The sequence below is a fragment of the Hydrogenovibrio marinus genome (assembly GCF_013340845.1).
GTDB classification, from domain to species: Bacteria; Pseudomonadota; Gammaproteobacteria; order Thiomicrospirales; family Thiomicrospiraceae; genus Hydrogenovibrio; species Hydrogenovibrio marinus.
Genome location: NZ_AP020335.1, coordinates 1432094 through 1456128, shown reverse-complemented (window position 1 = coordinate 1456128; position 24035 = coordinate 1432094). Strand labels below are relative to the sequence as shown.

The following is a 24035-nucleotide window of genomic DNA, read 5'->3' as shown; positions in this document are numbered from 1 at the left end:
TAAATCAGCATTCGTTTCGCGAGCGCTGTTGTTTGTGGGGAGACAACCTATCTTTTATTTTGTGTTTTATTTTTCGGTTGATAATTCAGAATCGAAATGGGGACGGTCTTTTTGACCGGAAAGCCTTCGATTTCTATACGTTGGATAAGGTGCCCCAATAAGCTTTCAATGGCGCAAAGGTTTTTGAAGTCATCTTTCGATACTAGAGAGATGGCTTCGCCTGTGGCACCGGCTCTACCTGTACGGCCGATGCGGTGGATGTATTCTTCAGCCGGATAAGGTAAATCGTAGTTCACTACGCGGCTGAGGTTATTTATATCAATACCACGGGCAGCAATGCCGGTGGCAATCAAATATTTCAGTTTGCCGGATTTGAAGTCGGACAAAACCTGTTCTCGCATCGCCTGACTTCTACCGCTATGGATGGAGTCAGCAATAATGCCTCGCTTGCCAAGCTGTTCGACGAGTTTGGCGGCGGAGTGTTTTTTCTCAACGAAAATCAGTGCCTGATCCCAGTGTTGTTCATTAATCAAATGGCTCAGTAGTGCGGACTTAGTATCTTTGTCGACCGTAACCAACCATTGATTTATCTTCGGAGCCGCTTTGGTTTCGGGCGAAACCGAGATTTCGACGGCACTATGGGAAACCGTGTCGGCAAGATAACGTACATCATCTGTCAGCGTGGCGGAAAACAATAGGCTTTGGCGGTTAAGCGGCAAACGGTCGATGATTTTATTGATGTCATCAATAAAGCCCATGTCGAGCATTCTGTCGGCTTCATCTAAAACCAGAAATTCCAAGTCATCAAAGAACAGGGCGCGTTGATACGCCAAGTCCAGCAATCTTCCTGGTGTTGCCACCAATAAATCAACACCTTGCAACAGACGCTGCTTTTGCGGCTCTAAATCCGTACCACCGTAAACCACCAATGAACTCAGGTTCAAGTGCTTGGCGTAATCCACGATATTTTTCTCAACCTGCACAGCCAGCTCACGCGTCGGCGCAAGGATAAGTGCGCGGATGGAGCGACCACGAACAGCATCAAACGCGGTGAGCTTTTCCAGCAAAGGCAATACGAAACTGGCAGTTTTACCTGTTCCAGTCTGTGCTGCCGCCATGAGATCCTTGCCAGACAAAATAACTGGAATCGCCTGTTGCTGGATTTCAGTAGGTGTGTCATAACCAAGCTCGGTAACCGCTTTAACTATCGGAGCAGACAATCCAAGTTGTGAAAATGACATAGAAATCCTCATCGGTCGAATAAATTGCAGCGGGTAGGCTTCTGAAACTGGAATGGTGAATTAGGAGAGATGCCGTTGAATTATAAAGCATTACGCACATAAATGTCGGAAAGCTCAACCCAAACGCCAAGATAAATCGAAAATAGTGAAAAAAATCTACCAGGTTGGGGGAAGAAAGAGGGATTCATTGACTCATTTCCCGTGGTGAGCGGATTATGATAACAATTCAAAATTCGTCGGAAACCGTGATTTAAGGTAGAATCTTCTGAAAAAATTGGAGAAACAAAGTGATTCAAAATTACGAAGAGTTATATATCACGGTTCAATCGGCAGTTGAAGCCTATTTAAAACAGGATGATACTGTGGAAATCGTTTTTCAGAAAAACGACAATAATACCTGTGAGATCAAGAACAAGCAAAACGGCAAAAAGCTGGTCATGATGTTTGCCCGCATGAGCGATGAATATAAAGTCGGCTTTGCGTTTTATGAACCCGATGCTTATGGCGGGTTTAGCAACCCGGAGTGGATTGATGATATTGGGCACACTGAGTTTGATGAGAAGTTTGCACTAACCTTGATTGACCAGCATTTAGTCCGCTCAGCGCCTGCGAGCGATTGGTAATCTCAGTTTCAAATCTATCTATATCTCAAGCTGTAAAAATAAAGAGCGACCTTGTTGCAGTTTACACAGCTTGAGTCTTAACCAAGTTTTACAAAACTTCTCTGACCAGTTTTTTAATCACCATTCTTGAAGAGTTGCCATGCTGTTGAGTATCAACCTCAAGCGTAAAGCGACAACGTTCACCCGTAGGGGTTATTACCGTTAAATCTTCAATATCCGCAGCCGATGCCATTTGATGACGGACATACTTAGAACCATACTGACGTGGTGGGAGTTTGCCTGTAATCAACGCTTTGATGTTTGATATGCCCTGCACATCGCCAAAAGGAGAGGCTGTTGACCAGATGGCATCCGGATGGAGCAGTTTGGCAATTTCTTCAGCATCTCGTCTATCCACACAATCCAGGAATTGCATCAGCAGAAGACGTTTGGAAGCTCGAGGCGCATAATGCGTGTGTAACAAGTGATGCGCCTTTTCAGAGTTGGGCTTCTCTAATTCCGTTTCGTAAAGCTTTTGTACGTCTTGGTTTTCGTAAGAACGTCGGCGTGTGGAGTTTTTGTCGATTTCGTAAATGGCATGCATACGTTTCTCTAGGACTTTTGGATCCATGGACTTCGGTTCGCCACCACCACCTAAGCATCCACCTACACAAGCCATGACCTCAATGGCGACATATTTTTTTCGCCAGTCATCATTTGATAACAATCGTTGTGCTGCCGCTATGCCATTGCAAATGGCAATCTTGCCGATGCCAGGCACCTCGGCGGTTTTTACGCCGGTGTTGACGCCGCGAAGTTGCTCCCATTCCAGAGGAAGCGTGTTTTCCTTGTCAATCAAGTGGGTAGCGGTTCGCACCACAGCTTCCATCACGCCACCCGATGCACCAAAGATTTGTGCGGCTCCAGTGCTTTCCCCTAGTGGATTGTCGAACTTACCGTCATCCGGTAATGCGCTGAAAGCAATACCACGAGCCTTGATCATTCTGGCGAGTTCTCGGGTGGTCAAAACGCGGTCAATATCTCCAGACGTTCCAGGGCGAACAGCTTCATCTTTTTTGGCGGTACAAGGCATGACACTCACCACATAAGGTTCGGTTTTACCCGACTCAAATTCAGCGCCAAGTGAGCGGGCGAAGGCACCGCGTTTGGTGAGGGCACCATGCATTTGTTGTGGGGATTTGGTGGTACTTAAATGTGGAATCAAGTCTGGGCGATTCAGCTCCACCCAGTTCACCCATCCGGGGCAACAGGAGGTAAACAAGGGCAGGTTTTTCTGTGCTTTCAGGCGAGAAAGAAACTCGGTGCCTTCTTCCATAATGGTCAGGTCTGCGGCAAAGTTGGTGTCGAACACGTAATCGAACCCAAGTTGTCTCAGGGCATTTATCATCCGCCCGGTACTGATTGTGCCTGGGTTCATGCCAAACTCTTCGCCGATGGCAACACGTGTTGCAGGGGCAACTTGTACGGCGGAAATATGTCTGTGAGCATCTAGTGTATGAATCACATCATGCCAGTGCGGTGCTTCAATTAAAGCGCCGACAGGGCAAACGAGTGTGCATTGCCCGCAAGAGATACATTTGGTTTCCGAAAGCGGTTTATCGAAAACCGTGACAGGCACTCGCCCAGAACTGTTCTCCGCAAAGCCGATGATGTTTTGCTGTTGACCAGCTTCGCCACAGGCATCTGCACATAAACCACACTCGACGCATTTTGAAATGTCCCGCCAAATACTGGGTGAAGTGTGGTCGGAGAGTTGATGTTCTGGATGTTCTTCCGAACCTCGGGGCAATTTTTCCCAACAGTCTTCCAGTTGGTACTCGCTGACGAAGTTTTGAAACTGGCATGAGCCATTGACTTCACAACGAATGCAATCATTTGGGTGGCGAGCCAATAACCATTGCGCATCAGTTTTGCGGTATTCGATTAATTCTTGGGTATCGGTTTCGACGATATCGCCATCTTTGACGGTGGTTTTGCAGGCAGGTTGAGGTTTCTTTTCACTACTGACGTTAACCAGGCAGAGTCGGCATACGGCGTGAGAGGGTAAGCGAGGGTAGTAACAGAGTGTTGGAATGTGAACACCGACGGCTCTCGCTGCCTCCAGCAACGTAGTACCTTCTTCTACTTCGGTCTTTCTACCATTAACGGTCACCTCAATCATATGCTCCTCCTGATGATGTCCAAGGCACAGTAGTGACTCACTCTTTGTTGAGTATCACATAATTCAATGTAAATTAGAAAGAATTTTAGGGGATGAAACAGTGTTGAAAATAAATTTGAACTGGTATTATCTCTTTACGATTTTAATTTAAGTAAATGGAATTTTATGTCTAACTCAAAATCAGCCAATGCGATTAATGAAATGCTTTCAATGCAAGCTGCATTGAATGAAATGACAAACGGTGCAAACTGGCGTAGTGGTAAGACGGCACTAGGTAAAGTGATTGATTGGCGACGCTGCATAGTGATGGAAACCGCTGAGCTGATAGACAGTTACCCATGGAAACACTGGAAGAGTGTTGATGCGACAACCGATAGGGAAAATGTCCGTGTCGAGTTGGTGGATATCTGGCATTTTCTACTGAGTTTGGCGTTGGAAAACTTCAGTAAGGATGACGCGGCAGATATCCTGAACAAAGCTTATGAATCCAGCGATGACGAAAAGCTAAAAGATTTGTCTGTTATTATCCAAGTACAGGTTCATGAAGCGATGATGGCAAAAGCGCTGATTAAAACACAAGTGACAGACAGCTACCTGTCGGCACTCACAGTGACATTCTTCAGGTCTTGCCAGGTTGCCGAGCTTGAGTTTGATCAGTTGTACCAAATCTATATGGCGAAGAATGTTTTAAATAAATTTCGCCAAGACCATGGCTACAAAGAAGGCACTTATGTCAAAGTGTGGGATGGTAAAGAAGACAACGTAGTGATGTTCGAGATTATCGAGCGCATGACGATCTTTTCCGGTGATGAACTTTATATCAGTTTGAAGGAAACCTATTCCCAGCTTGCTTAGCACCTTATAGCGAATTAAAGCTTTAAATAAAACCGCCATGCGCCCCCCCAACCTGGCGGTTTTTTATGCCTTTATTTGAGTGGACCAAACCCGAAAAAAGTCGGTAAAACTATGTTAAGCTACGCCTCTTTTGAATTGATTGAGTAGTGAAATTATGTCTTATACTTCTTCTGCAGATATTGTGAGTTATACATTAGGGCGTCAGTTTGGCGACCAGTTGGTGGCAGATCCGTTTGATGGTTTGAATGCCGAAGCAATGGCGCAAGGTTTGATTGATACGCTTAGCGGTAAAGCAAGCCCAATCGACCAAGCGGCTATGCAAGATGCTTTCCAGGAAATCAATGATGTGATGATGGCAAAGCAAGCTGAGAAAGCGAAAGAAGCTGCAGCAGAAGGGGAAGCCTTCTTGATGGAAAACGCTAAAAAAGACAATGTCGTGGTACTGGAATCCGGTCTTCAATATGAGATTCTAGTTGAAGGCAATGGCGAAAAACCTAAGGCGGATTCTGTGGTTTCCACTCACTACCACGGCACGTTGGTTGACGGTACGGTTTTCGACAGCTCGGTAGAGCGTGGTCAACCAGCGGAGTTCCCTGTGAATCGCGTGATTGCCGGTTGGACAGAAGCATTGCAATTGATGCCAGTGGGTTCAAAATGGCGTCTGACAATCCCTTACGATTTGGCGTATGGTGAGCAAGGTTCTAGTGGCGCAATCGGGCCTTACCAAACTTTGGTTTTTGAAGTTGAGTTGCTGGGTATTGCTTCTTAAGTAAACGTTTGCTCTGTACTCAGTTAAAGCCCGCAATAGCGGGCTTTTGTATTTTTGCTGAACATCAGGCTTGGCAAAATAGATTCAAGTCATGCAAAATCTACCAGGTTGGGGTGTTTAGTCTGTAAAAAAACTAGAGGAAAAACTAGCGTATTCGCCCCAAATTTCCTTCGAGTTATGTCAGAATACCGCATTCATTTTATTTGTTAGAAATTCAGTCAGTTAAGTTCATTCGACCCGTCAGTTAAATAAGGATTTTTTAAGGTGTTATCGACCGCAAACATTACGATGCAATTTGGTGAAAAACCGCTTTTTGAAGATATCTCAGTCAAGTTCGGCGATGGTAATCGCTATGGTTTGATTGGGGCAAATGGTTGCGGTAAGTCTACCCTAATGAAAATCCTTGGGGGCGACTTGGAGCCTACTGCTGGTAATGTGAGCCTTGATCCAGATGAGCGTCTGGGGAAACTGAAACAGGATCAGTTCGCCTATGAAGAATTCTCAGTGGTCGATACCGTGATTATGGGCGACCCTGAATTGTGGGAAGTGAAGCAAGAACGTGATCGCATCTACAGTCTGCCGGAAATGACTGAAGAAGACGGTATGAAGGTCGCAGATTTGGAAGTGAAATTTGCTGAGATGGACGGTTACACTGCTGAATCTCGTGCGGGCGAATTGTTGTTGGGCGTGGGGATTCCGGTTGACCAACACTTCGGGCCGATGAGCGAAGTTGCACCGGGTTGGAAGCTGCGTGTGTTGCTGGCACAGGCGTTGTTTGCTGACCCAGATATTCTGTTACTGGACGAACCGACGAACAACTTGGACATTGATACCATCCGTTGGTTGGAAAACGTACTGAACGAACGTAAAAGTACGATGATCATCATCTCGCATGATAGACACTTTTTGAACAGTGTTTGTACGCACATGGCCGATTTGGATTATGGTGAGCTGCGCGTTTACCCTGGTAACTATGACGAGTACATGGTGGCGGCTACGCAAGCGCGCGATCGTCTGTTGTCTGACAATGCTAAGAAACAAGCGCAAATCAATGAATTGAAAACCTTCGTGAGTCGTTTCTCTGCTAATGCTTCAAAGGCCAAGCAAGCGACGTCACGCGCTAAACTGATTGATAAGATTGAGTTAGAGGAGGTCAAGCCTTCTAGCCGTGTGAACCCGTTCATTCGTTTTGAACAAGACAAGAAGCTTTTCCGTTTGGCGTTGGAAATTGAACACCTAAGCAAAACCTATCATGACGATGATGGCGACAATGAAGTGATTAAAGACTTCAGTATGATGTTGGAAGTGGAAGAGCGTCTTGCGATTATCGGGGGTAACGGTATCGGTAAAACAACCTTCTTGAAATGTTTGGTTGGGGATACTGAGCTGACATCCGGTGAAGTGAAGTGGTCTGAAAACGTTAAGATCGGTTATTACGCTCAGGATCATGCTTCGGATTTTGCTGAAGACTTGAGTCTTCTGGATTGGATGAGCCAGTGGAAACAACCGGGTGATGACGAGCAAGCCATTCGCGGCATTTTGGGGCGCTTGTTGTTCTCGCAAAAAGAAATCGACAAGTCTGTCAAAGTGCTTTCCGGGGGAGAGCAGGGCAGAATGCTGTTCGGTAAGCTGATGCTGCAAAAACCCAATGTGTTGATTATGGATGAACCGACCAACCACTTGGATATGGAATCAATCGAGTCGTTGAACATCGCATTGGAAAACTATCCTGGGACGGTTATCTTCGTTTCCCATGACCGCGAGTTCGTATCTTCGATTGCAACACGTGTTTTGGTGATGACGGAAAAAGGTATTGAAGACTACCGTGGGGATTACGAGTCATATCTTCAAACTCTTGATGCTTGATTCCTATTCAAACGTTTTTCAGAAGCCCGCATTTGCGGGCTTTTTTGTTTGTGCCCGCCCATTTTCATTCACCGTTTTTAATCCATTCACAACGTCTATGGGTTGCGAGTTGTCCATAGGATAAAACTCTGATTGTGAATCATCCGTAAAAATATAATAGATCGCAGTTAATCATTATTCTTGCAAACCAGCAGTGCTGCTGGCTAGCAAACTTAAACTTGGAAGCCTGAATGCCAGCACGTATTTTTTCGATCGCCAACCAAAAAGGGGGAACTGGCAAAACCACCTTGAGTATGAACTTTGCCGCAGGTCTGGCCAAACGCGGAAGAGCCCTAGTTATTGATGCCGATCCACAAGGTTCAGCGGGACAATGGAGCAGCCTGGCACCGGAAGACAGATTATTTCCGGTCTCGGTGATTCGAGTTGGCGGTAATTTGGCGACTGAAGTAAAACGTTTCGCACAGGATTATGACTTTGTGGTCATTGATTGCCCGCCAACACTTGAAACAGGCGTGATGCAAATGGCAATGAAAGTATCGGATGTGATTTTGATACCGGTATTGCCATCACCAGTGGACTTATGGGCGAGTATCCGTTTGGTTGAAGCTATTGAGCAAGCTAAGATGCAAAACCGTGCGTTGAAGCCGTTTATCGTGGTCAATCAGTTGGAACCACGTAGTGCATTGTCGAATGCGATGAAGCAAGCACTGGGAGAGTTTGATATTCCAGCATTGAAAGGCGGTATTCGTCGCAGAGCGATTTATCGTAATGCGGCAGTGGATGGCGCGAGTGTCTACTGTGTCGGTAAGACAGGTGCAGCGGCAGCCAAAGAAGTCGATGAAATTATTGAGGAGGTATTATGAGTAATACACAAACAGCAGGATCAAAACTAACCAACAGCGTACGCCGAGCGAAGACGGCGCAAACCGAAAACAAAGTGGCAGAGGAAGAAAAGAAGGCCACAACAACTGCGGCTCCGAAAGCAACGACAACCACTCGAAGAGCGCCAGCTAAGACAGCTAGCGCAAAGCCAGCTGCGAAGCCAGCACCAAAGACAGAGCAGGAGTCTGAAACTATTAAGCCTATGGGATCAAACCAACGCGTTTGGCCTGACTAAGTTCCTGTAGATTTTTCTGTTTTGAAAAACTGAAAAATCCACCAGGTTGGGGGGAAATGCTGTATTCAGGAAGAATCGGCGATCCCCCCTTTTTTTTATCAATAGAAATAAACTATTGAGATGATTAATAAATATTCGTTCTCCGTACATGATCCTTCCTTGCTATTGGGGTGATTTTTTGCCAACATAAGAATTGTTCTTATTTGTTTGTTCAAAAAACATCAGGAGAAACACCATGTCAGTTATCACGCAACTCAAAACCATTCAAGCAAATGCCCACACTTACTATCTTCAGCTTCACCAAATTCATTGGTTGGTGCAAGGACCTCGTTTCAAGGCTATGCACGAAATGACTGAAGGCTACTATGAACGCATGTCTGAAATGTATGATGATGCTGCAGAGCGTTTACTGCAAAAGGGTGCAATGCCGCTTTTGAGCATAGATGAGTTGAAAGTCGCTTCGACATTAGCACCATTGAGCGATAAGGTTTTTGATGAAAAAGCAGTATTGGCGTATGTTGAAAAGATGCTGAAGCATTTGATTGATAGTTATAGAACGCTTGCGGAAACAGCCGATGACGAAGGCGACCGTACCACTGCGGCATTGGCCGATGACCAATTGGAAGTATTGGAAAAAGAAGAGTGGATGCTATTGGCAACCAAAGGCGAGGCAAAATACGTCTAATTTGGTTTCAACTTGCCGATCACTAGAAAAAGCCACTGTAAAAGTGGCTTTTGTTTTTCAAACGTTATTCTGCCAGACCAATATACGATTGTTCTGCGGCATCTCAATATCATCCAATAAGCTTAGACCTGCATTTTCCGCCAATTGATGAGACCACTCAAAATCCTTGATGCAACTTTCCGGATTACGTTGTTTTAGCCAAACATCAAATCGAGCGTTACTTTCACAGGTGTACTGACCGTTGTAATTAAATGGTCCATAAATCATGATGATGCCATTTTCAGTGAGTATGGATGCAATGTTGTCAAAGAAGTCCTCTACGTTCCTGTGCGCCATGATATGGAAGCTATTGGCAGTGAAGACGGCATCGTAGCGCTCATTTGGCCAGGCATCTTCCGATACATTCAAACGAAGTGGCGCAAGCACGTTAGTCAGTTCCGCATCCGCAATCCACTGATTAATGCCATCATGCGATTCCATTAAATCTGACGTTTGCCACGTCAGGTGAGGCATTTCCGCGGCAAAATGCACTGCATGCTGTCCGGTACCACTACCGATTTCTAATACGTTTGAACGCGGCATTAAAAATGGGCGAATCGCTTCAAGGATAACGTGTTTGTTCTCTTCGCTGGACTGCGCAAATGGTTTGCGATAGGTGTCTTGTTGTAACATAGCTAGGACTTTTTGAATTTAAGTTCATTTGATTATATCGAATAAGGCAAGGAAAGATGAGAGTGTGGCGAGATGACGTTTGAAGCATCCAAGCCCAAGAAACAACTTATGGCTCACGCGGAATCCTTGGTTTGATCAGGAAGTCTTACCTGAGTTGAAAGCGCGTATTCACGCTTTGCTTGCGATATAAAGGCGTGGCGTCTACTGGGAGATTGTTTATACTAGCGCCCTAATTTTTTGGCTCATCTGGACGCATTGAATCCGGTTTTTTTGAAAGACAAAAAGTGGATATTGGGCTTTATTCAATCTTTTTGTGACAACTGTGATGATGATTATGGTGCCGGAGCCAAGCGCCATTACAGTCGCCGCACAGCTTGCCAAACAACGAATAACGGCATGGGCGGTAAACCTCATCAATAAAGCGGCAGGCGCGGCTACCGGCATTCAAATGGCGCTTTTAAAAAGCACGCAATCTTAAGCAAGTATCAATAAAAAAATTAACGATAAAAGGAGGAAACTTTTGAAAGGTTTAATGGATTATATTGAAGAAGCCAAACAGCAGATTAAGGAAGTGCCTGTGGAAGAAGGTCACGCTTTGGTGGAAAAGGGTAAGTTTGGGATGTTCGTGAGCCAGGCGAATACCTAGCAGGCGCGATTCAAGGCGCTATCAATGTGCCGAGAGGGGTCTTGGAACCTGCTGCCGATTTAAACTACCCGGGTGCTATCCTGCTTTGCGTGATGCACGTGATAATGCTTGATTGGTCGTGTGTTTGTCTGGTGGGCGCGCAGCATTGGCAACCAAAACCCTGAATGAAATGGGTTTCAGTAATGTCACAACTTGGTTGCTGGTATGGGCGGCTGGCAAGCAGCAGGTTACCCTATGGTTATTCCTTCTGACGAAGGGGTGACGGTAACATTGAAAGAGCCTTGTCGTATTGATTAAGCCTTTACCCAACAAGCGTTTTAAACCTCTGACAAAACCCGCCCGATAAGATTATCAGGCGGGTTTTTTTATGCTCCACAATGGTTAAGTACCGGGTGAGCATTGACGCCGAAGTCATCCTAACTTAGGATGACGGAAACGAATTCACATTGGATGGTTATGAGCGAATTATTGGCGACTTTTATTTTCTTTTTTGCGGTCATTGACCCGATTGGTACTGTGCCGGTGTTTATCTCTGTTACCAATCATTATGAAGAAAAGGTCAAACGTAAAATCGCTTTTCAGGCGACATTTGTGTCGGCATTGATTTTGATTTTCTTCGTCGTTGCAGGTGAACTTGTCCTCAATGCCATCAATATCCCGCTATCCGCCTTTCAGATAGCGGGAGGTATTATCCTGTTTCTGTTTGCTCTGACGATGATCTTTGGCGAAAGCAAGCCAGAAGAAGAACTTAAGATGGCTGGAAACGCCAATGAAACTGCGATTTTTCCACTCGCAGTGCCATCCATCGCGAGTCCAGGAGCGATTTTAGCGGCGGTGCTCATGACTGAAAACAACCGCTATAACCTGTTTGAACAAGTACAAACTTCCCTGATGATTTTAGCGGTACTATTGGTTGTGCTGGTGTTGATGCTATTGGCTACCTGGGTTCACCGCTTTATTGGCAATGGCGGTGCAAGTATTGTCAGCCGAGTAATGGGGATGATTTTGGCCGCCATGGCTGTCTCTAATGTTCTGGCGGGAATCAAAGACTACTTTGCTATTTAACCTTCAAGTAATGAGAAATACCGAATGAAACAAGTCTGGGTAGACGCCGATGCCTGTCCCGTGGTGATTAAAGAGATTCTTTTCAAGGCGGCAAACCGTACGCAAACACAGGTGACATTGGTTGCCAACCATGCCATGCGCATTCCCGCTTCGAAGTGGGTGGATTTTCGGCAAGTCACTCAAGGGTTTGATGTTGCTGACAATTGGATTGTCAAAGAGTGTCAAAAAGGCGATTTGGTCGTTACACAAGATATTCCTTTGGCGTCAGAAGTCATTGCCAAAGGGGCACTAGCACTGAACCCAAGAGGTGAGTTGTATACCGAAAGTAACATCCGTGCACGTCTCAATATGCGTGACTTCATGGAAACCCTTCGTTCCAGTGGTATTCAAACCGGTGGGCCGGATGCGTTCAACCAAAAAGACAGACAGGCTTTTGCCAATCAGTTGGACAAATGGCTAGCGAAGAACAAGGCGAAATAATAATAAAATCTGCCAGGTTGGGGTGAAATGGCCAAGCAGCGAGATGACTTTGTTGACCTCATAGTGGATAACCTCCAGTTGTTTTGTCCTGCGACGGCAAAACGTATGTTTGGTGGCTATGGCATTTTTTGCGGTGACTTGATGTTTGCACTTATCATCGCTGGGGAGCTTTACGTTAAGGTTGATGATGAAAACCGCAACTTGTTTGAAGAAAAAGGATTGGAGAAGTTTTCCTACCTTCGCCAAGGCAAGACTTGTTATTTATCCTACTACACGGTTCCCGAAGAAGTGATTGATGACCTGGATACCTTGAGCTATTGGGCAGGTTTAGGTTATGAAGCAGCACTTAGGGCAAACAATTAAGGTAAGCACATAGAACGTGTCATGTTGTTTAAAATCGAAAAATGTCATGAGGAAGTCACGGATGCTGAGCTGTCAGCATTACTTGACGAGGTTTATGTACAAGGTGGTTTTATCAGAAAGGATGTTGCCGAAAGCGTTTTTGAACCTAACAAGGTGAAAGCACGGGGGCAAATGCTATGCGCGCGTGACACTGCAACAAGTGAGCTTGTCGGCATGGTTATCGTCGTGCCGCCGACGTCCAGTACTGTTGTGAGAGCAAAGCAGGATGAATGCGAGATGCATTTATTGGGAGTCAAAAACAACTTTAGAAATTTGGGCGTTGGAAAACAATTGGTTTCGCATGCTTTAGCGTTTGCACAAGAAAATCATTGGAAAAAGATGATCTTATGGACGCAATTGACTATGACAAGCGCGCATAAGCTGTATGAAAGTTTCGGTTTTGTTCAAACGGACAAAATGGTTAAAAGTGATATAGCGTTCATTGTTTACGAAAAAGAATTGTTCTAAGCCTAGCTGAGAGAGATATGCGATGAAAGTGACATCCATTAAAAATGCCGAGCACTACAACTGGGGCGATAACTGTGATGGTTGGCACTTGGCTCGTTCGGATAACCTCAGTGTGATAGAAGAACGGGTGTTGCCCGGCTGCTTTGAGGTGAGACATTACCATGAGCGCGCAGAACAGTTTTTCTATGTGTTATCCGGTCAAGCTGAGCTTGAAGTGGAAGGGATAGCTCACATGCTTCACGCAGGAGAAGGGATGCACGTTCCGGCAGGGGTGAAACATCAGCTCAGTAACCAGACACAAGAGGATGTGAGATTTCTCGTCATCTCAACACCGCCCAGCCATGGAGATAGAATCATCGAATGAATGCAGACATCATTAATCAACAACTCATGAGCTTGGGAAATGCCGAGATGGCGGAGCAAGCTCAACGTTTCTTCAAAACTGGTAAGGGTGAGTACGGTGAAGGTGATGTGTTTATTGGTATTCGTGTGCCGGTGTTACGCCAGCAGGTGAAGCAATTTTTTGCGGTGGATTTGACGGAAGTCGTACCGCTGTTGAACTCTCACATTCATGAAGTTCGTTTATTTGCATTGTTGCTATTGGCGGATCGCTACAAAAAAGCGAAGGCAGATGAGCAGGAAACTATTTTTCAACTCTACAAGTCGCATACCGCTTGCATCAACAACTGGGATTTGGTGGATGGTTCTGCGCCTTATGTCGTGGGGGCTTATTTGTTGGAACGTGACAAGACATTGCTTTATGATTGGGCAATCTCTTCAATTCTGTGGGAAAGGCGCATTGCTATGGTTTCCACATTTCATTTCATCCGCAATCATCAGTTTGATGATACTCTGAAGCTTGCCGAAATACTTCTGCAAGACAAAGAGGATTTGATGCATAAGGCCGTGGGCTGGATGCTTAGAGAAGTGGGCAAGCGAGATGAGCTGGTTTTGAAAGCTTTTTTGAAGCAGCATTATCACAACATGCCGAGAACCATGCTACGCTACGCTATTGAACGCTTTGCTGAGCCTGAACGTAAACGTTATTTACAAGGTCTGATTAACTAAGCCGGAGGAGTGCTTATGTTAAACCTGCTTGCTAAACCAAATGTGTTATTGAAGCTTGAAGGCTTGTCTATTTTTGTGTTGTCATTAGTGGTTTATGACGTGCAAGGTTTCAGCTGGTATAGTTTTCTGTGGCTGTTTCTTGTGCCGGATCTGGCAATGTTGTTCTATCTTTTCAATCCCTTGGTAGGGGCAGCCGCCTACAATCTCACGCATAATAAAGTTTTCCCTGCGGTATTAGCGATTATTGGGCTAATGGCTCATAACGATGTGGCACTGATGTTAGCAGTTGTTTGGTTTGCTCATATCGGTTTTGACCGTATGTTGGGCTATGGTTTGAAGTTTCCCGATAGTTTTTCGCATACGCACTTAGGTATGATCGGCAAGGGTGTAAAATTATCCAAACATGAAGAATAATCAAGAGAGGCAACTATGATGATGCTGTTGATTTTGATGACTTTGGTGTCGATGATTATTGTTTATTTTATTGCCGACAAGAAGGGCGCCGATGTCGTATTTTGGGTTGTGATGGCGCTATTGTTTGGGCCTTTGGCAATTGTTTTTGTGTTGTTTGTAAAACCAAAAACAGACCTGAAAGAGTGATGTTTTTCAAATGCTTACAGAATTTTATGTAGGGTGATGTTTAGTGATTGATGTAATATAGTAGTACATCAATTTTAAGTTTCGCCAGTATAAATACTCTGGCAGGGAGTCTGTCATGGATGTTGTTCTTCCCTACTTATTTGCACTCTATCCTTTGTTGTTAGCGGCAGCAGCGACTTTCTGGATCTGCGGTGCGCATCGTCACAATTGGGCGAACTGGATTGCGCTATTATTGGCGACGAGCAGTGTCATGCTGTTTGTCTATTTGACCAGTCCTTGGGCATTTTCAAGTTACTATTTGCGGTACTTCGTAGTTGCGGTGTTTGCTGTTGCCGTGGCATATTCTTATCTCAAAATGATATTGGGCATTTCCGAGGTGGAGCCGGATACCATCAACACCAAAGTGGTTTCTTTGGCGTCTATTGTCGTTTTCTTGATGTTCATGGCATTAAGCATTATCGCAATTTTGTCTCGTTACCCGGCGGACAATACTTTGAATATCGATTTTCCGCTCAAGTCAGGCCGCTACTATGTGTTGCAAGGCGGTAATAGTTTCGTTACCAATCCTTTCCATACGATAGGCGGTGCAGACAAGGCGATGGATATCGTTAAATTGAACGTTTTGGGCAACAGAGCATCTGGTTTGGCACCAAGCGATCTGAACGATTACAACATTTACGGCGAAACCGTTTACAGCCCCTGTAGTGGGAAGGTGGTGTCTGTGCATAATGACGTTGCCGATAACGAACCTATGCACCCAAATCCTTCAATGCCAGAGGGAAACAGCGTTGTCATCAAATGTGATAGTGGTGAGGTGCTGTTAGCGCATTTGAAACAAGGGAGTATTCAAGTGACGCCAAAACAATTGGTATTGGACGGAGACCCTATTGCACAAGTCGGTAACTCAGGGAATTCCTTAGAACCACATTTGCACATGAGTGCCAGTAAAGACGGTAAATCAATGGGAATCTCATTCAATGGTTTTCCTTTATCCATCAATAGTGTGATTTCCCGGTAGAGAGATACCGATAAATGAAAAAACAAAACCCACATTTCGGTGGGTTTGTTGTTTGAGCTGATAGGAAAGTTAAACAATCATCAGTTTAACCAGGAAATAACCGCCAATCATCAGAATCAGGAATAGGATACCAGCCAGAATAAAGGCGCTTGACCCAACCTGTTTCATTTTACTCACTTGAGTTTCCATTCCCAAAGCCACCATCGCCATGGTTAACAGGAAAGTATCGATTTCATGAATCGAATCGACGATGTCATGAGGCAATAGGTTCAATGAGTTGAATGCTGTTACGGCAAGGAACCCAACTGCAAACCAAGGAATAGATGCCACAAGCGATGATTTTTCAGTTTGCCCGGCAGATTGTCTACGAGACATCAACCAGCCAACCACCAGAATGGCAGGCACGATCATCAAAACACGGGTCATTTTCTCAATCACCGCATAATCCTGCGCGTGGCTTGGCAAAATACTGGATGCGCCAACCACTTGCGCTACTTCATGGATAGTGCTCCCGAAATATAAACCTTTGGCTTCTGTACCCAGTTGGAAAAGGTGTAGGCTGTCCAAAACCGGATACAAAAACATCGCCAACGTGCCGAAAACCACCACTGTCGCAACTGCAACGGCTGTTTGGTGACCTTGAGCCTTGGTGACAGGTTCCATTGCCAGTACGGCTGCCGCACCGCAGATACCACTACCAGCGGAAGTCAGTAGGGCGGTTTCAGGTTCCATTTTTAGCACTTTAGTGCCAATCACGTAGCCAACAGACAAGATGGTCAAGACCACGGTAGCAGCCAGCAAAATACCTTGCCAACCGATGGAGGCAACTTCCTGCAATGTAATGGAAAATCCATAAAGGATAATCGCCAATCGCAGAATTTTTCTCGCTGAGAAATGAATCCCAGCGTGCCACTCCGTCGGAATGTGCTGGTGTAGTGTATTACCGTAGATAGCACCTAATAGAATCCCGACAATTAAAGGACTCAAGCCTAAGCTTGTAATGATGCTGGTTTGTGAAATGGCATGAGCGGCAATCGCAAACAAGGCGACCAACAAAATGCCATTTAAGGTTTGACTCCGAAGGGTAGCGGTAGCAAACATAATAACGCTCCTAAAGATTGAATAGATTAAGTTGGGATTGATTTAGGTGTTATTTTAGAAAAGTCTATATATAATAAAATCCTATTTATTTATACAAACTATCGGAAATTCTGATGATTAAGGCCAGCTATCTACAAACCTTTGCTAAGGTTGCCGAGCTAAAAAACATCTCTCTGGCGGCAGAGGCTTTACACCGCTCACAACCGGCTGTTTCCGGTCAGTTGAAAGCTTTGCAAGAGTCGTTCACGCAACCTCTGTATGAGCGTAAAGGCATGGGGGTTGAGTTGACGGAACTGGGAAAATCTCTATTGCCCTATGCACAACGTCAGGCAAAGTTGTTGATAGATGCAGAGACTTTCCGACTTCAGATAGAATACGATCAGGTTGTTACCTTAAAGGTTGGTGCTTCAACCACCATTGCCAACTATGCATTGCCGACATTGATTGCGCAGTTTCATAAGGATTATCCAGCGATTAAGGTTGATGTATTGGTCGGTAACACCCAAAAGATATTGCAGAATCTAACCACTTTGGATGCCGCGTTTGTAGAAGGGCGAGTACATGGCATCAAAAACACAGGTTACTACCCAACCGCTTGGAAACAAGACGAGTTGATTTTGATTATGCCCGAAAAGCATCCGTTGTCAGAGGTGGAAGAGGTTACACTCGAGTCACTCTATGATTACCCGCTGATTATGCGCGAGCAAGGCTCAGGAACGCGTGAGATGATTGAACTCGCCTTTAAGCAGCGACTGGATTTGGAAATAGAACCCGTTATTGAGCTTTACAGTACCGAGTCCATTAAAGAAGCTGTTCGAGTCGGGCTTGGTATAGCATTGGTCTCCAAGCTGGCGGTGGAGACGCTGCCGCCAACGATTCGTTGGCGAAGTTTGCGCGAAGAAGACAGAATCATTCGTCCCTTGTCTATGCTGTTACCCGATCTCGGGCATAACACACATTGGATTCGTGCGTTTATACGCTAAAACGAAGATTACTTAACGCGCGCTACGCCAAATGTTCGAAACCGCCTTATCACTGCCCAAGAATCCGACAATGGCGCAAACCAAGCCAGTGGCTGCAAAAATCAAAGTTGGTAATAATGCCGCCATTTGGTCTGTGCGGAAAGTGAAATACAGAGACACACCCGCCAGCCCTAAAAACAGCACGCCCATAATCAAAAGGATTTTTCGGTGGGAAGGTTGATAGTTCTCAGGCTCCTCACCTTTTTCGAATAGCTTTAAGATTGGGGAGAAGAGTTTGGTGAAAAATGCTTTCATTTAATCAAAGTCCTTTTGTTGCATGAAAATTGATTATAAAAGCAAAGAGGTTCATTCGGTGACTAAATGACTAATCGATGTTATCAAAAAGGCATTATTTGGAAGAGAGCTTAAATCACTTTCCTTAAATTTACCTGTTTGAACCAAACAAGCCTTTAATCCGGCATCAATGGCGCCTTTGACATCACCAATCACATCATCGCCTATCATTAGGCATTCTTCCGGTTTGAAATCCGTTGAGGCAACCACTTCGTGAAAGAAGTGGTGGTCGGGTTTCCCCATAATAATCGCTTCCGTTCCGCTAGCCCATTCCAACGCGTGGATAAACACACCAGCATCCAGTTTTAAACCATCATGACTCATGAAGTATTTGTTTTTGCCTATGCCAATCAGCGGGCAGCCATCTTCAATCAAACGAAAAGCTTTGTTAAGGCTGCTGTAGTTGAGTGCATCTTGCGCATCGCCCAGCAGTACGCAATTAGGGGTGTCGGATTGTAGCTCTGCAAATTCGGGCATGAGGTTGGGGTGCAGAATGCAATAGGGCTTAAGCTGGTGTTCGGTAATATAGTTCTTAGCCGCTTGTGGTGCAGTGAAAAGCTCGAATTCTTCAAGATGAAACCCAAGCTCTATCAACTCATCGAAAATCATGTGATGTGATTTGGTGGCAGTATTGGTGACAAAGCGCAAAACATAGCCTTGCTGCCGTAGCCATTGTACGGCTTCGACGGCACCATCAATCAGCCGGTGGCCTTCGTAGAGTACACCGCTTAAATCGAGGAAAACGGCTTTGATACCGTTTAGGATGTCTGATGAGTTGTTTGCCATGATTCGCATCTTAAATGAACTGTCATAGTGTAATGATAGGATAGTCATTAATCTTTATACAATGCTTGACCCATATAAAATGCATATTGAACTCTTCATGTTTTTAAGCCAAACTTAATATAACCTTGTTTTGCAGCACTCGCGCAAAGAGGGTTAGAGGTAAGACGTTTATCCATAATAAGAATATGAAGGCGTCGGCTATGAGTGAAGTGTTGAATATTAAATACCGTTTGAAAGCCAAGCAGCTGCTGGATGCTTTTGACTTGAACCTGAAGCGCTTGAAGGAAGAAGGTGTGGATGCTGATGGTAATGAGTCGGAAGCCGGGACAATAGACTTGTTGTCCGAGTGGTTGGAAGAGGCGATTGAAAACGGTGTAGAGATGGATGAGTTGCACGAACGAGCACGCCAGTTGGCGCAGTTTGCTTTTGAGCGTGGTTATACTCAGCATGAAGTTGAAGAATTGTTGACGATGCGACCGAATCCAAACGGTAAGCGTCCTGAGTAGTTTTAATTAAGGTGGAGAAGTTTATGAAGAGAAGATTGTTGTTTTCAGCGGTTGTGGCCGCAGTGGTGTCTTTATCAGCGTGTTCATTTGTGCAAACCACAAAAGAGGGCGCTCAAGTCACATTGGTGAAAGAGTTCAATGTGAAGGATTGTAAGAAGCTGGGGTCAACCACAACGAGTGTTGCGGATAAAATCGGTATTATCAAACGTGATCCGGAAACCATGCAGAAAGAGCTAGCGGATTTGGCTAGAAACACAGCCGCTAAAATGGGCGGGGACTCTATCGTTGCTACTAGCCCGTTGAAAGATGGCACGATGACATTTGATATCTACAAATGTAAGCCATAATTCGCTTCTGAATTTAAAACGAAATTTGTTTTAAAGCCTTAACCCAACCTGGTAGTTTTTCATGAAACGAAGCACTCGCCGCCCGAAGGGGTAAGGCGAGAAAATCTACCAGGTTGGGTTTTGTTGTTTTTGGCGGTGAGAAACACTAGTCGATTTCAGGATTGGTTTTGTAAGGACTCATGTCTGAACACTCATCCATATAGCCATTGATGGCAGCCTTTTCTTGTTCAATGAAGTGGTCGATGCCTTCTGCAAACGGATTCACCCTTAGCCAGTGAGTTGAGTGAATCGGCACGGGAATAAACCCGCGCGCAATTTTGTGCTCACCGCCCGCACCGGGTTCAAAAATCTTCAGGCCTTTTTCAATAGCGTATTCGATGCCTTGATAAAAGCAGGTTTCAAAATGCAGGTGTTTGACGTCTTTGATAGCACCCCAGTGGCGGCCATACAGCGTGTCGTCTGATTGAAACATCAACGCGCCGGCGATGCATTGCCCATCCAAGTCTGCAAGCACCAACACAATGGTGTCCGGTAGCTTTTGTGCGACTTCAATAAAGAAGTCTTTGTTGAGGGTTGGCGTACTCCATTTCTCAATAAAGGTTTTATCGTAGAAATAACTGAAGTTCGCCCAGTCGGTTTCTGTGGCAGTGTGGCCGTCCAGTATGCGGAAGGTGACACCAGACTCTTGTATGGCACGACGTTCTTGTTTGATGTTCTTGCGTTTTTTAGAGGTCAGCTGAGCCAGAAAATCATCAAAACTTTCATAGCGCTGGTTAACCCAATGAAATTGCGTGCCGAAGCGAAAGAGAAGATTGTTTTCGCTCGGTAAGGACTCCAGCCAGTTTTGTTGTTCGGCGTTGGCAAACAGAATATGTGCGCCACTAAGTTGGTATTCATTACACAGGGATTTCATGGCATTAAGCAAAAGTTTGCGTTGCTGTTCAACATGGATGTCGGGATGATTGTCTGTCGTAAGGAACCTTGGCCCTCGTGCTGGTGTATAAGGCATGGCACTGACAAGTTTGGGGTAGTAATCCAACCCGACTTGTTTCCAAGCACTTTCCCAGGCTTGGTCGAAAACGAACTCGCCATAGTTGTTATATTTTTCATAGAGAGGCAAGGCTGCAATGAGTTTATCCTGATGAAAAACGCCGAGATGGCAGGGAATCCAACCATATTTTTCACCGACACATTCATGGGTCTCCAGTGCGTTGAGGTATTCGTGCAGGATAAAAGGGTAATGATTTGGTACTAGAGCATTCCATTGATCGGCAGGAATTTGATCAATAGAGGAAAAGGATTTGATTTCAATCTGCGAGAGCAGCTCTTGGGTCATTTCTTTGATAAAGGGTTCCGTTTTGCTCATAGGTCATTCAACTGTAGTTGAACTCTATTGTATGCAGTAAGGCGTAAATTTGTCACTATTTGAAGTGTGAAAGAAGTTTGATTGGTGTTGAAAAAACCCCAACCTGGCAGATTTTTGTTTGAAAACAAGGGGAAAGAAAAATCTACCAGTTGAGAAAAGGGTATAGATGAAAAAGAAAGTTAGTGTTTTGTTGGATTATTGTTTCGGGTATTCATCAGGTTTTTAAACGGTAGTGCCGGTGTTTTGGCAGGGGTTTTACCGTTTTTGAATTGGTAATCGACCGCTTTCGGGAGATCAAAGTCCAAATGTTTCATTTGTTTTTTGTTCAAGTTGTTGACGAAATTCTGTAATGCCTGGATGACCTGATTGTTTAACTCACGATTGGTTTGATCCAAGATAATGTCATGCAGTTGGTTGACCCATTTCATTTGGGTGTTGTGAACCTTGTCGGCATGCTCGCGAAGGCGGTGGCTTTCGATGGCGTCTTTATAGCTGCTACTGAGTGATTTGATATCATCGATAATGGTTTCTGCAATGTGCAGTGTTTGCTCGGAAGTGTTTTCCAAGCGCTCATCAATGTATTCCAAGCAAGAATGTACTTTTTCTTCTGGTGTCATCAACTTCTGTTTCATGTCTGGCCCCTTGTATTTTCGTATGACGTCATGTCCGAAATGTTTTTTTTGTGTCAAAAAAATGACTATTTTTGGATGAAAAATCCTATTTCAATGACTCTATTCCAAGAAGCGTGCCAATTTGAAAAGGCAAAAAAATTGACGCTGGCAAACAGCGGTATTCGATAGAATAGGCGTTAATACCAGAGTGAATAAAACGAATAGTGCCAAGCATCATGACAATGGATTCAGCCATCAAACCAGAGCAAATATCTAACAGCACGCACCCAGTGCAAATGCTTTACCGAAATGAACACTTCGTTTTGGTGAATAAACCTGCGGGCATGAACTTTCATTCGGAAGAAGAAGCTGGTTTGGCAGTTGTCGTGAAGCAGCGGTTACAGACAGAGTCATCAGGTGATATTGAGCTTTATCCTGTACATCGATTGGACAAGATGACTTCTGGTTTGGTGTTGTTTGCATTGACTAAAGAAGCTGCACAGGCGTTTCAAACCCTGTTTGAAAATCGTGAGATGGATAAGTTTTACTTGGCAATTGCGACGGATAAGCCTAAGAAAAAGCAGGGTTGGATCAAAGGCGATATGCAACCTGCCAGACGCGGCAGTTGGAAGCTGACGTCAACGCAAGATAGCCCCGCCATAACCAGATTTATCAGCCAAAGCATTGGGCCAAATCAAAGGTTGTTCTTGGTAAAGCCTCTAACGGGAAAGACGCATCAAATACGTGTAGCACTTAAAAGCCTTGGCGCGCCAATCGCTGGAGATGAACGTTATCAAAATCTGCAACAAGCACATCAGGAAGATAGAGGGTATCTGCATGCCTTTGCCATTCGGTTTACTTTGTTTGGTGAAAGCTACGCCTTCAGCGTGTTTCCACAAGAAGGACAGCGTTTTGTGGCGCAAGGCTGTGTTGAACAAATTCGGCAGTGGCGAGAGCCTTGGAAAGCGTTTGATAGCAACTAGTTATGAAACAATTGTAAAAAATTGCAAAAAACACTTCTGTTAAATAAGTAGATTATAGTATTCTTATTTTCATTGGGGTTATTAAACAAAAATAATCAAAATAACAAAATTCATGCTCTGTATGTAGGCTGCAGGATTTATTAATCTTGTCGTCTTTTTATTTTCATGCAGTCGTCATATTTGCCCCCAAGCGCCTTGTTAGAATCTTTCATAACATGGCGAAGTCGCACGCTAACGACACAGTTAGGTTTCAAGTGTTGATAACTCGAGGTAAGAGTAATGGGCAAACTGCTAGCAGTAGATGTCGGCGCAACAAAAGTCTTGGTTTCTGCATTTGATGCTGAAACAGATCACACCTTGGCGCAAAAACGCTACTTGAGCGCAGATTTCAGTTCACTGTCCAAGTTGATTCAAACCTTCCAAGAAGAATTTTCCTATTCACATTTTGACGTTGCCTGTTTAGGGCTAGCAGGGCCTGTTTCTGCACGACAAGTTCATTTAACAAATTTACCCTGGATCGTGGATGCCGATGTTTTGGCGGAAGACTGCCATATTGATTATGTTGAAATCATGAATGATTTCGCTGCCGCTGCATTAGGCATCAATGAGTTGTCTGAAGAAGATACTGTGTGCCTACAAACAGGTGATTACGATGCCGCGGGAAATAAACTTATCGTCGGTGCAGGTTCGGGATTGGGCATTTCGCCCATAAAGAACTGTGGGGGAGAGTTTATCCCTCAACCATCTGAGGGCGGACACATGGATTTCGCACCTTTGGATAGCACACAATTGAAATTGTTTGACTGGTTGCACAAAAAATGGACGCATGTGTCGTATGAGCGTATTCTATCTGGAGAAGGGATTGAGTTTCTCTATGCGTTTTTCAACGCTGAAAATCACGGACATAGCCATCACAACCTCACCCCAATTTGTTCTGCCGAGCAAGTCCATGAACTTGCCATGAAAGGAGAACCTATTGCACAGAAAACCTTGAACACTTTTGTTGAAGTTTACGGCGCGTATATCGGCAACGTTTCATTGCTATGGCAAGCCAAAGCCGGTGTTTATATCGCTGGCGGCATTGGCCCCAAAATACGTGACTGGATGCAACAACCCCGCTTTATAAGATCCATGACGGCAAAAGGTCGTATGTCGGGATTGGTGAAAGATATACCGGTTTATTTGGTAGTAAATGACCAGATTGGCTTATTGGGGATGAAGCATTTGGCCAAACTAAGATTTAGTCAAAAAAATAATAAATAGATAACAGCAGGAGAGAGACA

General features: G+C 44.8%; 32 protein-coding genes. 24 read left to right on the top strand and 8 right to left on the bottom strand.

What is annotated here, in order from left to right; genetic code table 11:
- Positions 1-47: 47 nt before the first annotated feature.
- The gene (locus tag HVMH_RS06940; RefSeq protein WP_029909259.1) at positions 48-1241 is read right to left on the bottom strand and encodes a DEAD/DEAH box helicase; all 1194 of its coding nucleotides are present in this window, start codon (positions 1239-1241) and stop codon (positions 48-50) included.
- Positions 1242-1528: 287 nt separating this feature from the next.
- Here HVMH_RS06940 and HVMH_RS06935 point away from each other — a divergent pair, with 287 nt between their 5' ends.
- Complete coding sequence (locus HVMH_RS06935) at positions 1529-1864, top strand: hypothetical protein (RefSeq protein WP_035628823.1); 336 nt, start codon at positions 1529-1531, stop codon at positions 1862-1864.
- Between the two features lie 88 nt (positions 1865-1952).
- Here HVMH_RS06935 and HVMH_RS06930 read toward each other — a convergent pair whose 3' ends face one another.
- On the bottom strand, positions 1953-4025 hold the full coding sequence (locus HVMH_RS06930) for a [FeFe] hydrogenase, group A (protein WP_029909256.1): 2073 nt from the start codon (positions 4023-4025) through the stop codon (positions 1953-1955).
- Between the two features lie 165 nt (positions 4026-4190).
- Between HVMH_RS06930 and HVMH_RS06925 the strand changes: the two genes are divergently transcribed.
- From HVMH_RS06925 to HVMH_RS06900, 6 genes are all read left to right on the top strand, one after another.
- Positions 4191-4880: a dUTP diphosphatase gene (locus HVMH_RS06925; protein ID WP_035628821.1), complete on the top strand. Its 690-nt coding sequence runs from the start codon at positions 4191-4193 to the stop codon at positions 4878-4880.
- Positions 4881-5034: 154 nt separating this feature from the next.
- A complete protein-coding gene (locus HVMH_RS06920; RefSeq protein ID WP_029909252.1) occupies positions 5035-5649 on the top strand; it encodes an FKBP-type peptidyl-prolyl cis-trans isomerase in 615 nt (204 codons plus the stop codon).
- Between the two features lie 264 nt (positions 5650-5913).
- Complete coding sequence (locus tag HVMH_RS06915; RefSeq protein WP_029909250.1) at positions 5914-7515, top strand: ABC-F family ATPase; 1602 nt, start codon at positions 5914-5916, stop codon at positions 7513-7515.
- Between the two features lie 230 nt (positions 7516-7745).
- Positions 7746-8378, top strand: a complete 633-nt coding sequence (gene parA, locus HVMH_RS06910; RefSeq protein ID WP_029909248.1) for a ParA family partition ATPase — start codon at positions 7746-7748, stop codon at positions 8376-8378.
- Positions 8375-8632, top strand: coding sequence for a hypothetical protein (locus HVMH_RS06905; protein ID WP_029909246.1), 258 nt, complete (start codon positions 8375-8377; stop codon positions 8630-8632). The genes parA and HVMH_RS06905 overlap by 4 nt, the downstream gene beginning before the upstream one ends.
- Before the next feature lie 235 nt (positions 8633-8867).
- Positions 8868-9317, top strand: coding sequence for a Dps family protein (locus tag HVMH_RS06900; RefSeq protein ID WP_029909244.1), 450 nt, complete (start codon positions 8868-8870; stop codon positions 9315-9317).
- Positions 9318-9374: 57 nt separating this feature from the next.
- Here HVMH_RS06900 and HVMH_RS06895 read toward each other — a convergent pair whose 3' ends face one another.
- Positions 9375-9989, bottom strand: a complete 615-nt coding sequence (locus tag HVMH_RS06895) for a DUF938 domain-containing protein (RefSeq protein ID WP_029909242.1) — start codon at positions 9987-9989, stop codon at positions 9375-9377.
- A 322-nt stretch (positions 9990-10311) separates the two neighbouring features.
- On the opposite strand from HVMH_RS06895, the gene HVMH_RS06890 reads away from it, so the two are divergent.
- From HVMH_RS06890 to HVMH_RS06845, 12 genes are all read left to right on the top strand, one after another.
- Entirely contained in the window at positions 10312-10467 is a 156-nt protein-coding gene (locus HVMH_RS06890; protein ID WP_174403346.1) for a hypothetical protein, read from the top strand.
- A 42-nt stretch (positions 10468-10509) separates the two neighbouring features.
- The gene (locus HVMH_RS11870) at positions 10510-10635 is read left to right on the top strand and encodes a hypothetical protein (protein WP_269473346.1); all 126 of its coding nucleotides are present in this window, start codon (positions 10510-10512) and stop codon (positions 10633-10635) included.
- A gap of 8 nt (positions 10636-10643) precedes the next feature.
- On the top strand, positions 10644-10799 hold the full coding sequence (locus tag HVMH_RS11925) for a hypothetical protein (protein WP_408610133.1): 156 nt from the start codon (positions 10644-10646) through the stop codon (positions 10797-10799).
- Between the two features lie 292 nt (positions 10800-11091).
- Positions 11092-11700: a MarC family protein gene (locus HVMH_RS06885; RefSeq protein WP_029909240.1), complete on the top strand. Its 609-nt coding sequence runs from the start codon at positions 11092-11094 to the stop codon at positions 11698-11700.
- A gap of 24 nt (positions 11701-11724) precedes the next feature.
- Positions 11725-12180: a YaiI/YqxD family protein gene (locus tag HVMH_RS06880; RefSeq protein ID WP_029909239.1), complete on the top strand. Its 456-nt coding sequence runs from the start codon at positions 11725-11727 to the stop codon at positions 12178-12180.
- Positions 12181-12207: 27 nt separating this feature from the next.
- Positions 12208-12543, top strand: a complete 336-nt coding sequence (locus HVMH_RS06875) for a TfoX/Sxy family protein (protein WP_029909237.1) — start codon at positions 12208-12210, stop codon at positions 12541-12543.
- A 21-nt stretch (positions 12544-12564) separates the two neighbouring features.
- The gene (locus HVMH_RS06870; RefSeq protein ID WP_029909235.1) at positions 12565-13050 is read left to right on the top strand and encodes a GNAT family N-acetyltransferase; all 486 of its coding nucleotides are present in this window, start codon (positions 12565-12567) and stop codon (positions 13048-13050) included.
- Between the two features lie 22 nt (positions 13051-13072).
- Entirely contained in the window at positions 13073-13414 is a 342-nt protein-coding gene (locus HVMH_RS06865; protein ID WP_029909233.1) for a cupin domain-containing protein, read from the top strand.
- The gene (locus tag HVMH_RS06860) at positions 13411-14118 is read left to right on the top strand and encodes a DNA alkylation repair protein (RefSeq protein WP_029909232.1); all 708 of its coding nucleotides are present in this window, start codon (positions 13411-13413) and stop codon (positions 14116-14118) included. The genes HVMH_RS06865 and HVMH_RS06860 overlap by 4 nt, the downstream gene beginning before the upstream one ends.
- A 15-nt stretch (positions 14119-14133) precedes the next feature.
- A complete protein-coding gene (locus HVMH_RS06855) occupies positions 14134-14532 on the top strand; it encodes a DUF4260 domain-containing protein (RefSeq protein ID WP_029909230.1) in 399 nt (132 codons plus the stop codon).
- Positions 14533-14547: 15 nt separating this feature from the next.
- Entirely contained in the window at positions 14548-14718 is a 171-nt protein-coding gene (locus HVMH_RS06850) for a hypothetical protein (RefSeq protein WP_155837650.1), read from the top strand.
- Positions 14719-14833: 115 nt separating this feature from the next.
- Entirely contained in the window at positions 14834-15736 is a 903-nt protein-coding gene (locus HVMH_RS06845) for a M23 family metallopeptidase (RefSeq protein ID WP_029909228.1), read from the top strand.
- 69 nt (positions 15737-15805) lie between these two features.
- Here HVMH_RS06845 and HVMH_RS06840 read toward each other — a convergent pair whose 3' ends face one another.
- Entirely contained in the window at positions 15806-16837 is a 1032-nt protein-coding gene (locus HVMH_RS06840; RefSeq protein WP_029909227.1) for a YeiH family protein, read from the bottom strand.
- 113 nt (positions 16838-16950) lie between these two features.
- Here HVMH_RS06840 and HVMH_RS06835 point away from each other — a divergent pair, with 113 nt between their 5' ends.
- Entirely contained in the window at positions 16951-17820 is an 870-nt protein-coding gene (locus HVMH_RS06835; protein WP_051622982.1) for a LysR family transcriptional regulator, read from the top strand.
- A 12-nt stretch (positions 17821-17832) separates the two neighbouring features.
- On the opposite strand, the gene HVMH_RS06830 is transcribed toward HVMH_RS06835, so the two are convergent.
- Together HVMH_RS06830 and HVMH_RS06825 are read right to left on the bottom strand one after the other, a co-directional pair.
- Positions 17833-18114 carry a hypothetical protein gene (locus HVMH_RS06830; RefSeq protein ID WP_029909222.1) on the bottom strand — a complete coding sequence of 94 codons (282 nt, stop codon included), beginning with the start codon at positions 18112-18114 and terminating at the stop codon, positions 17833-17835.
- Between the two features lie 51 nt (positions 18115-18165).
- The gene (locus HVMH_RS06825) at positions 18166-18939 is read right to left on the bottom strand and encodes a TIGR01458 family HAD-type hydrolase (RefSeq protein ID WP_051622981.1); all 774 of its coding nucleotides are present in this window, start codon (positions 18937-18939) and stop codon (positions 18166-18168) included.
- 200 nt (positions 18940-19139) lie between these two features.
- Between HVMH_RS06825 and HVMH_RS06820 the strand changes: the two genes are divergently transcribed.
- Positions 19140-19445: a hypothetical protein gene (locus HVMH_RS06820; protein WP_029909219.1), complete on the top strand. Its 306-nt coding sequence runs from the start codon at positions 19140-19142 to the stop codon at positions 19443-19445.
- 23 nt (positions 19446-19468) lie between these two features.
- On the top strand, positions 19469-19792 hold the full coding sequence (locus HVMH_RS06815) for a DUF4156 domain-containing protein (RefSeq protein WP_029909217.1): 324 nt from the start codon (positions 19469-19471) through the stop codon (positions 19790-19792).
- Between the two features lie 145 nt (positions 19793-19937).
- On the opposite strand, the gene HVMH_RS06810 is transcribed toward HVMH_RS06815, so the two are convergent.
- Together HVMH_RS06810 and HVMH_RS06805 are read right to left on the bottom strand one after the other, a co-directional pair.
- A complete protein-coding gene (locus HVMH_RS06810) occupies positions 19938-21158 on the bottom strand; it encodes a GNAT family N-acetyltransferase (RefSeq protein WP_029909215.1) in 1221 nt (406 codons plus the stop codon).
- Positions 21159-21337: 179 nt separating this feature from the next.
- Positions 21338-21790: a hypothetical protein gene (locus HVMH_RS06805; RefSeq protein ID WP_051622980.1), complete on the bottom strand. Its 453-nt coding sequence runs from the start codon at positions 21788-21790 to the stop codon at positions 21338-21340.
- A gap of 215 nt (positions 21791-22005) precedes the next feature.
- On the opposite strand from HVMH_RS06805, the gene HVMH_RS06800 reads away from it, so the two are divergent.
- Positions 22006-22752: a TIGR01621 family pseudouridine synthase gene (locus HVMH_RS06800; RefSeq protein ID WP_232087742.1), complete on the top strand. Its 747-nt coding sequence runs from the start codon at positions 22006-22008 to the stop codon at positions 22750-22752.
- A gap of 279 nt (positions 22753-23031) precedes the next feature.
- Positions 23032-24015, top strand: a complete 984-nt coding sequence (gene glk, locus HVMH_RS06795) for a glucokinase (RefSeq protein WP_029909212.1) — start codon at positions 23032-23034, stop codon at positions 24013-24015.
- Positions 24016-24035: the final 20 nt, after the last annotated feature.

Coding starts and splice junctions, on each gene's coding strand:
- HVMH_RS06940 (WP_029909259.1), bottom strand. CDS start 1,241: ATGTCATTTTCACAACTTGGATTGTCTGCTCCGATAGTTAAAGCGGTT.
- HVMH_RS06930 (WP_029909256.1), bottom strand. CDS start 4,025: ATGATTGAGGTGACCGTTAATGGTAGAAAGACCGAAGTAGAAGAAGGT.
- HVMH_RS06925 (WP_035628821.1), top strand. CDS start 4,191: ATGTCTAACTCAAAATCAGCCAATGCGATTAATGAAATGCTTTCAATG.
- HVMH_RS06920 (WP_029909252.1), top strand. CDS start 5,035: ATGTCTTATACTTCTTCTGCAGATATTGTGAGTTATACATTAGGGCGT.
- parA (WP_029909248.1), top strand. CDS start 7,746: ATGCCAGCACGTATTTTTTCGATCGCCAACCAAAAAGGGGGAACTGGC.
- HVMH_RS06905 (WP_029909246.1), top strand. CDS start 8,375: ATGAGTAATACACAAACAGCAGGATCAAAACTAACCAACAGCGTACGC.
- HVMH_RS06900 (WP_029909244.1), top strand. CDS start 8,868: ATGTCAGTTATCACGCAACTCAAAACCATTCAAGCAAATGCCCACACT.
- HVMH_RS06895 (WP_029909242.1), bottom strand. CDS start 9,989: ATGTTACAACAAGACACCTATCGCAAACCATTTGCGCAGTCCAGCGAA.
- HVMH_RS06885 (WP_029909240.1), top strand. CDS start 11,092: ATGAGCGAATTATTGGCGACTTTTATTTTCTTTTTTGCGGTCATTGAC.
- HVMH_RS06880 (WP_029909239.1), top strand. CDS start 11,725: ATGAAACAAGTCTGGGTAGACGCCGATGCCTGTCCCGTGGTGATTAAA.
- HVMH_RS06875 (WP_029909237.1), top strand. CDS start 12,208: ATGGCCAAGCAGCGAGATGACTTTGTTGACCTCATAGTGGATAACCTC.
- HVMH_RS06870 (WP_029909235.1), top strand. CDS start 12,565: ATGTTGTTTAAAATCGAAAAATGTCATGAGGAAGTCACGGATGCTGAG.
- HVMH_RS06865 (WP_029909233.1), top strand. CDS start 13,073: ATGAAAGTGACATCCATTAAAAATGCCGAGCACTACAACTGGGGCGAT.
- HVMH_RS06860 (WP_029909232.1), top strand. CDS start 13,411: ATGAATGCAGACATCATTAATCAACAACTCATGAGCTTGGGAAATGCC.
- HVMH_RS06855 (WP_029909230.1), top strand. CDS start 14,134: ATGTTAAACCTGCTTGCTAAACCAAATGTGTTATTGAAGCTTGAAGGC.
- HVMH_RS06850 (WP_155837650.1), top strand. CDS start 14,548: ATGATGATGCTGTTGATTTTGATGACTTTGGTGTCGATGATTATTGTT.
- HVMH_RS06845 (WP_029909228.1), top strand. CDS start 14,834: ATGGATGTTGTTCTTCCCTACTTATTTGCACTCTATCCTTTGTTGTTA.
- HVMH_RS06840 (WP_029909227.1), bottom strand. CDS start 16,837: ATGTTTGCTACCGCTACCCTTCGGAGTCAAACCTTAAATGGCATTTTG.
- HVMH_RS06835 (WP_051622982.1), top strand. CDS start 16,951: ATGATTAAGGCCAGCTATCTACAAACCTTTGCTAAGGTTGCCGAGCTA.
- HVMH_RS06830 (WP_029909222.1), bottom strand. CDS start 18,114: ATGAAAGCATTTTTCACCAAACTCTTCTCCCCAATCTTAAAGCTATTC.
- HVMH_RS06825 (WP_051622981.1), bottom strand. CDS start 18,939: ATGGCAAACAACTCATCAGACATCCTAAACGGTATCAAAGCCGTTTTC.
- HVMH_RS06820 (WP_029909219.1), top strand. CDS start 19,140: ATGAGTGAAGTGTTGAATATTAAATACCGTTTGAAAGCCAAGCAGCTG.
- HVMH_RS06815 (WP_029909217.1), top strand. CDS start 19,469: ATGAAGAGAAGATTGTTGTTTTCAGCGGTTGTGGCCGCAGTGGTGTCT.
- HVMH_RS06810 (WP_029909215.1), bottom strand. CDS start 21,158: ATGAGCAAAACGGAACCCTTTATCAAAGAAATGACCCAAGAGCTGCTC.
- HVMH_RS06805 (WP_051622980.1), bottom strand. CDS start 21,790: ATGAAACAGAAGTTGATGACACCAGAAGAAAAAGTACATTCTTGCTTG.
- HVMH_RS06800 (WP_232087742.1), top strand. CDS start 22,006: ATGACAATGGATTCAGCCATCAAACCAGAGCAAATATCTAACAGCACG.
- glk (WP_029909212.1), top strand. CDS start 23,032: ATGGGCAAACTGCTAGCAGTAGATGTCGGCGCAACAAAAGTCTTGGTT.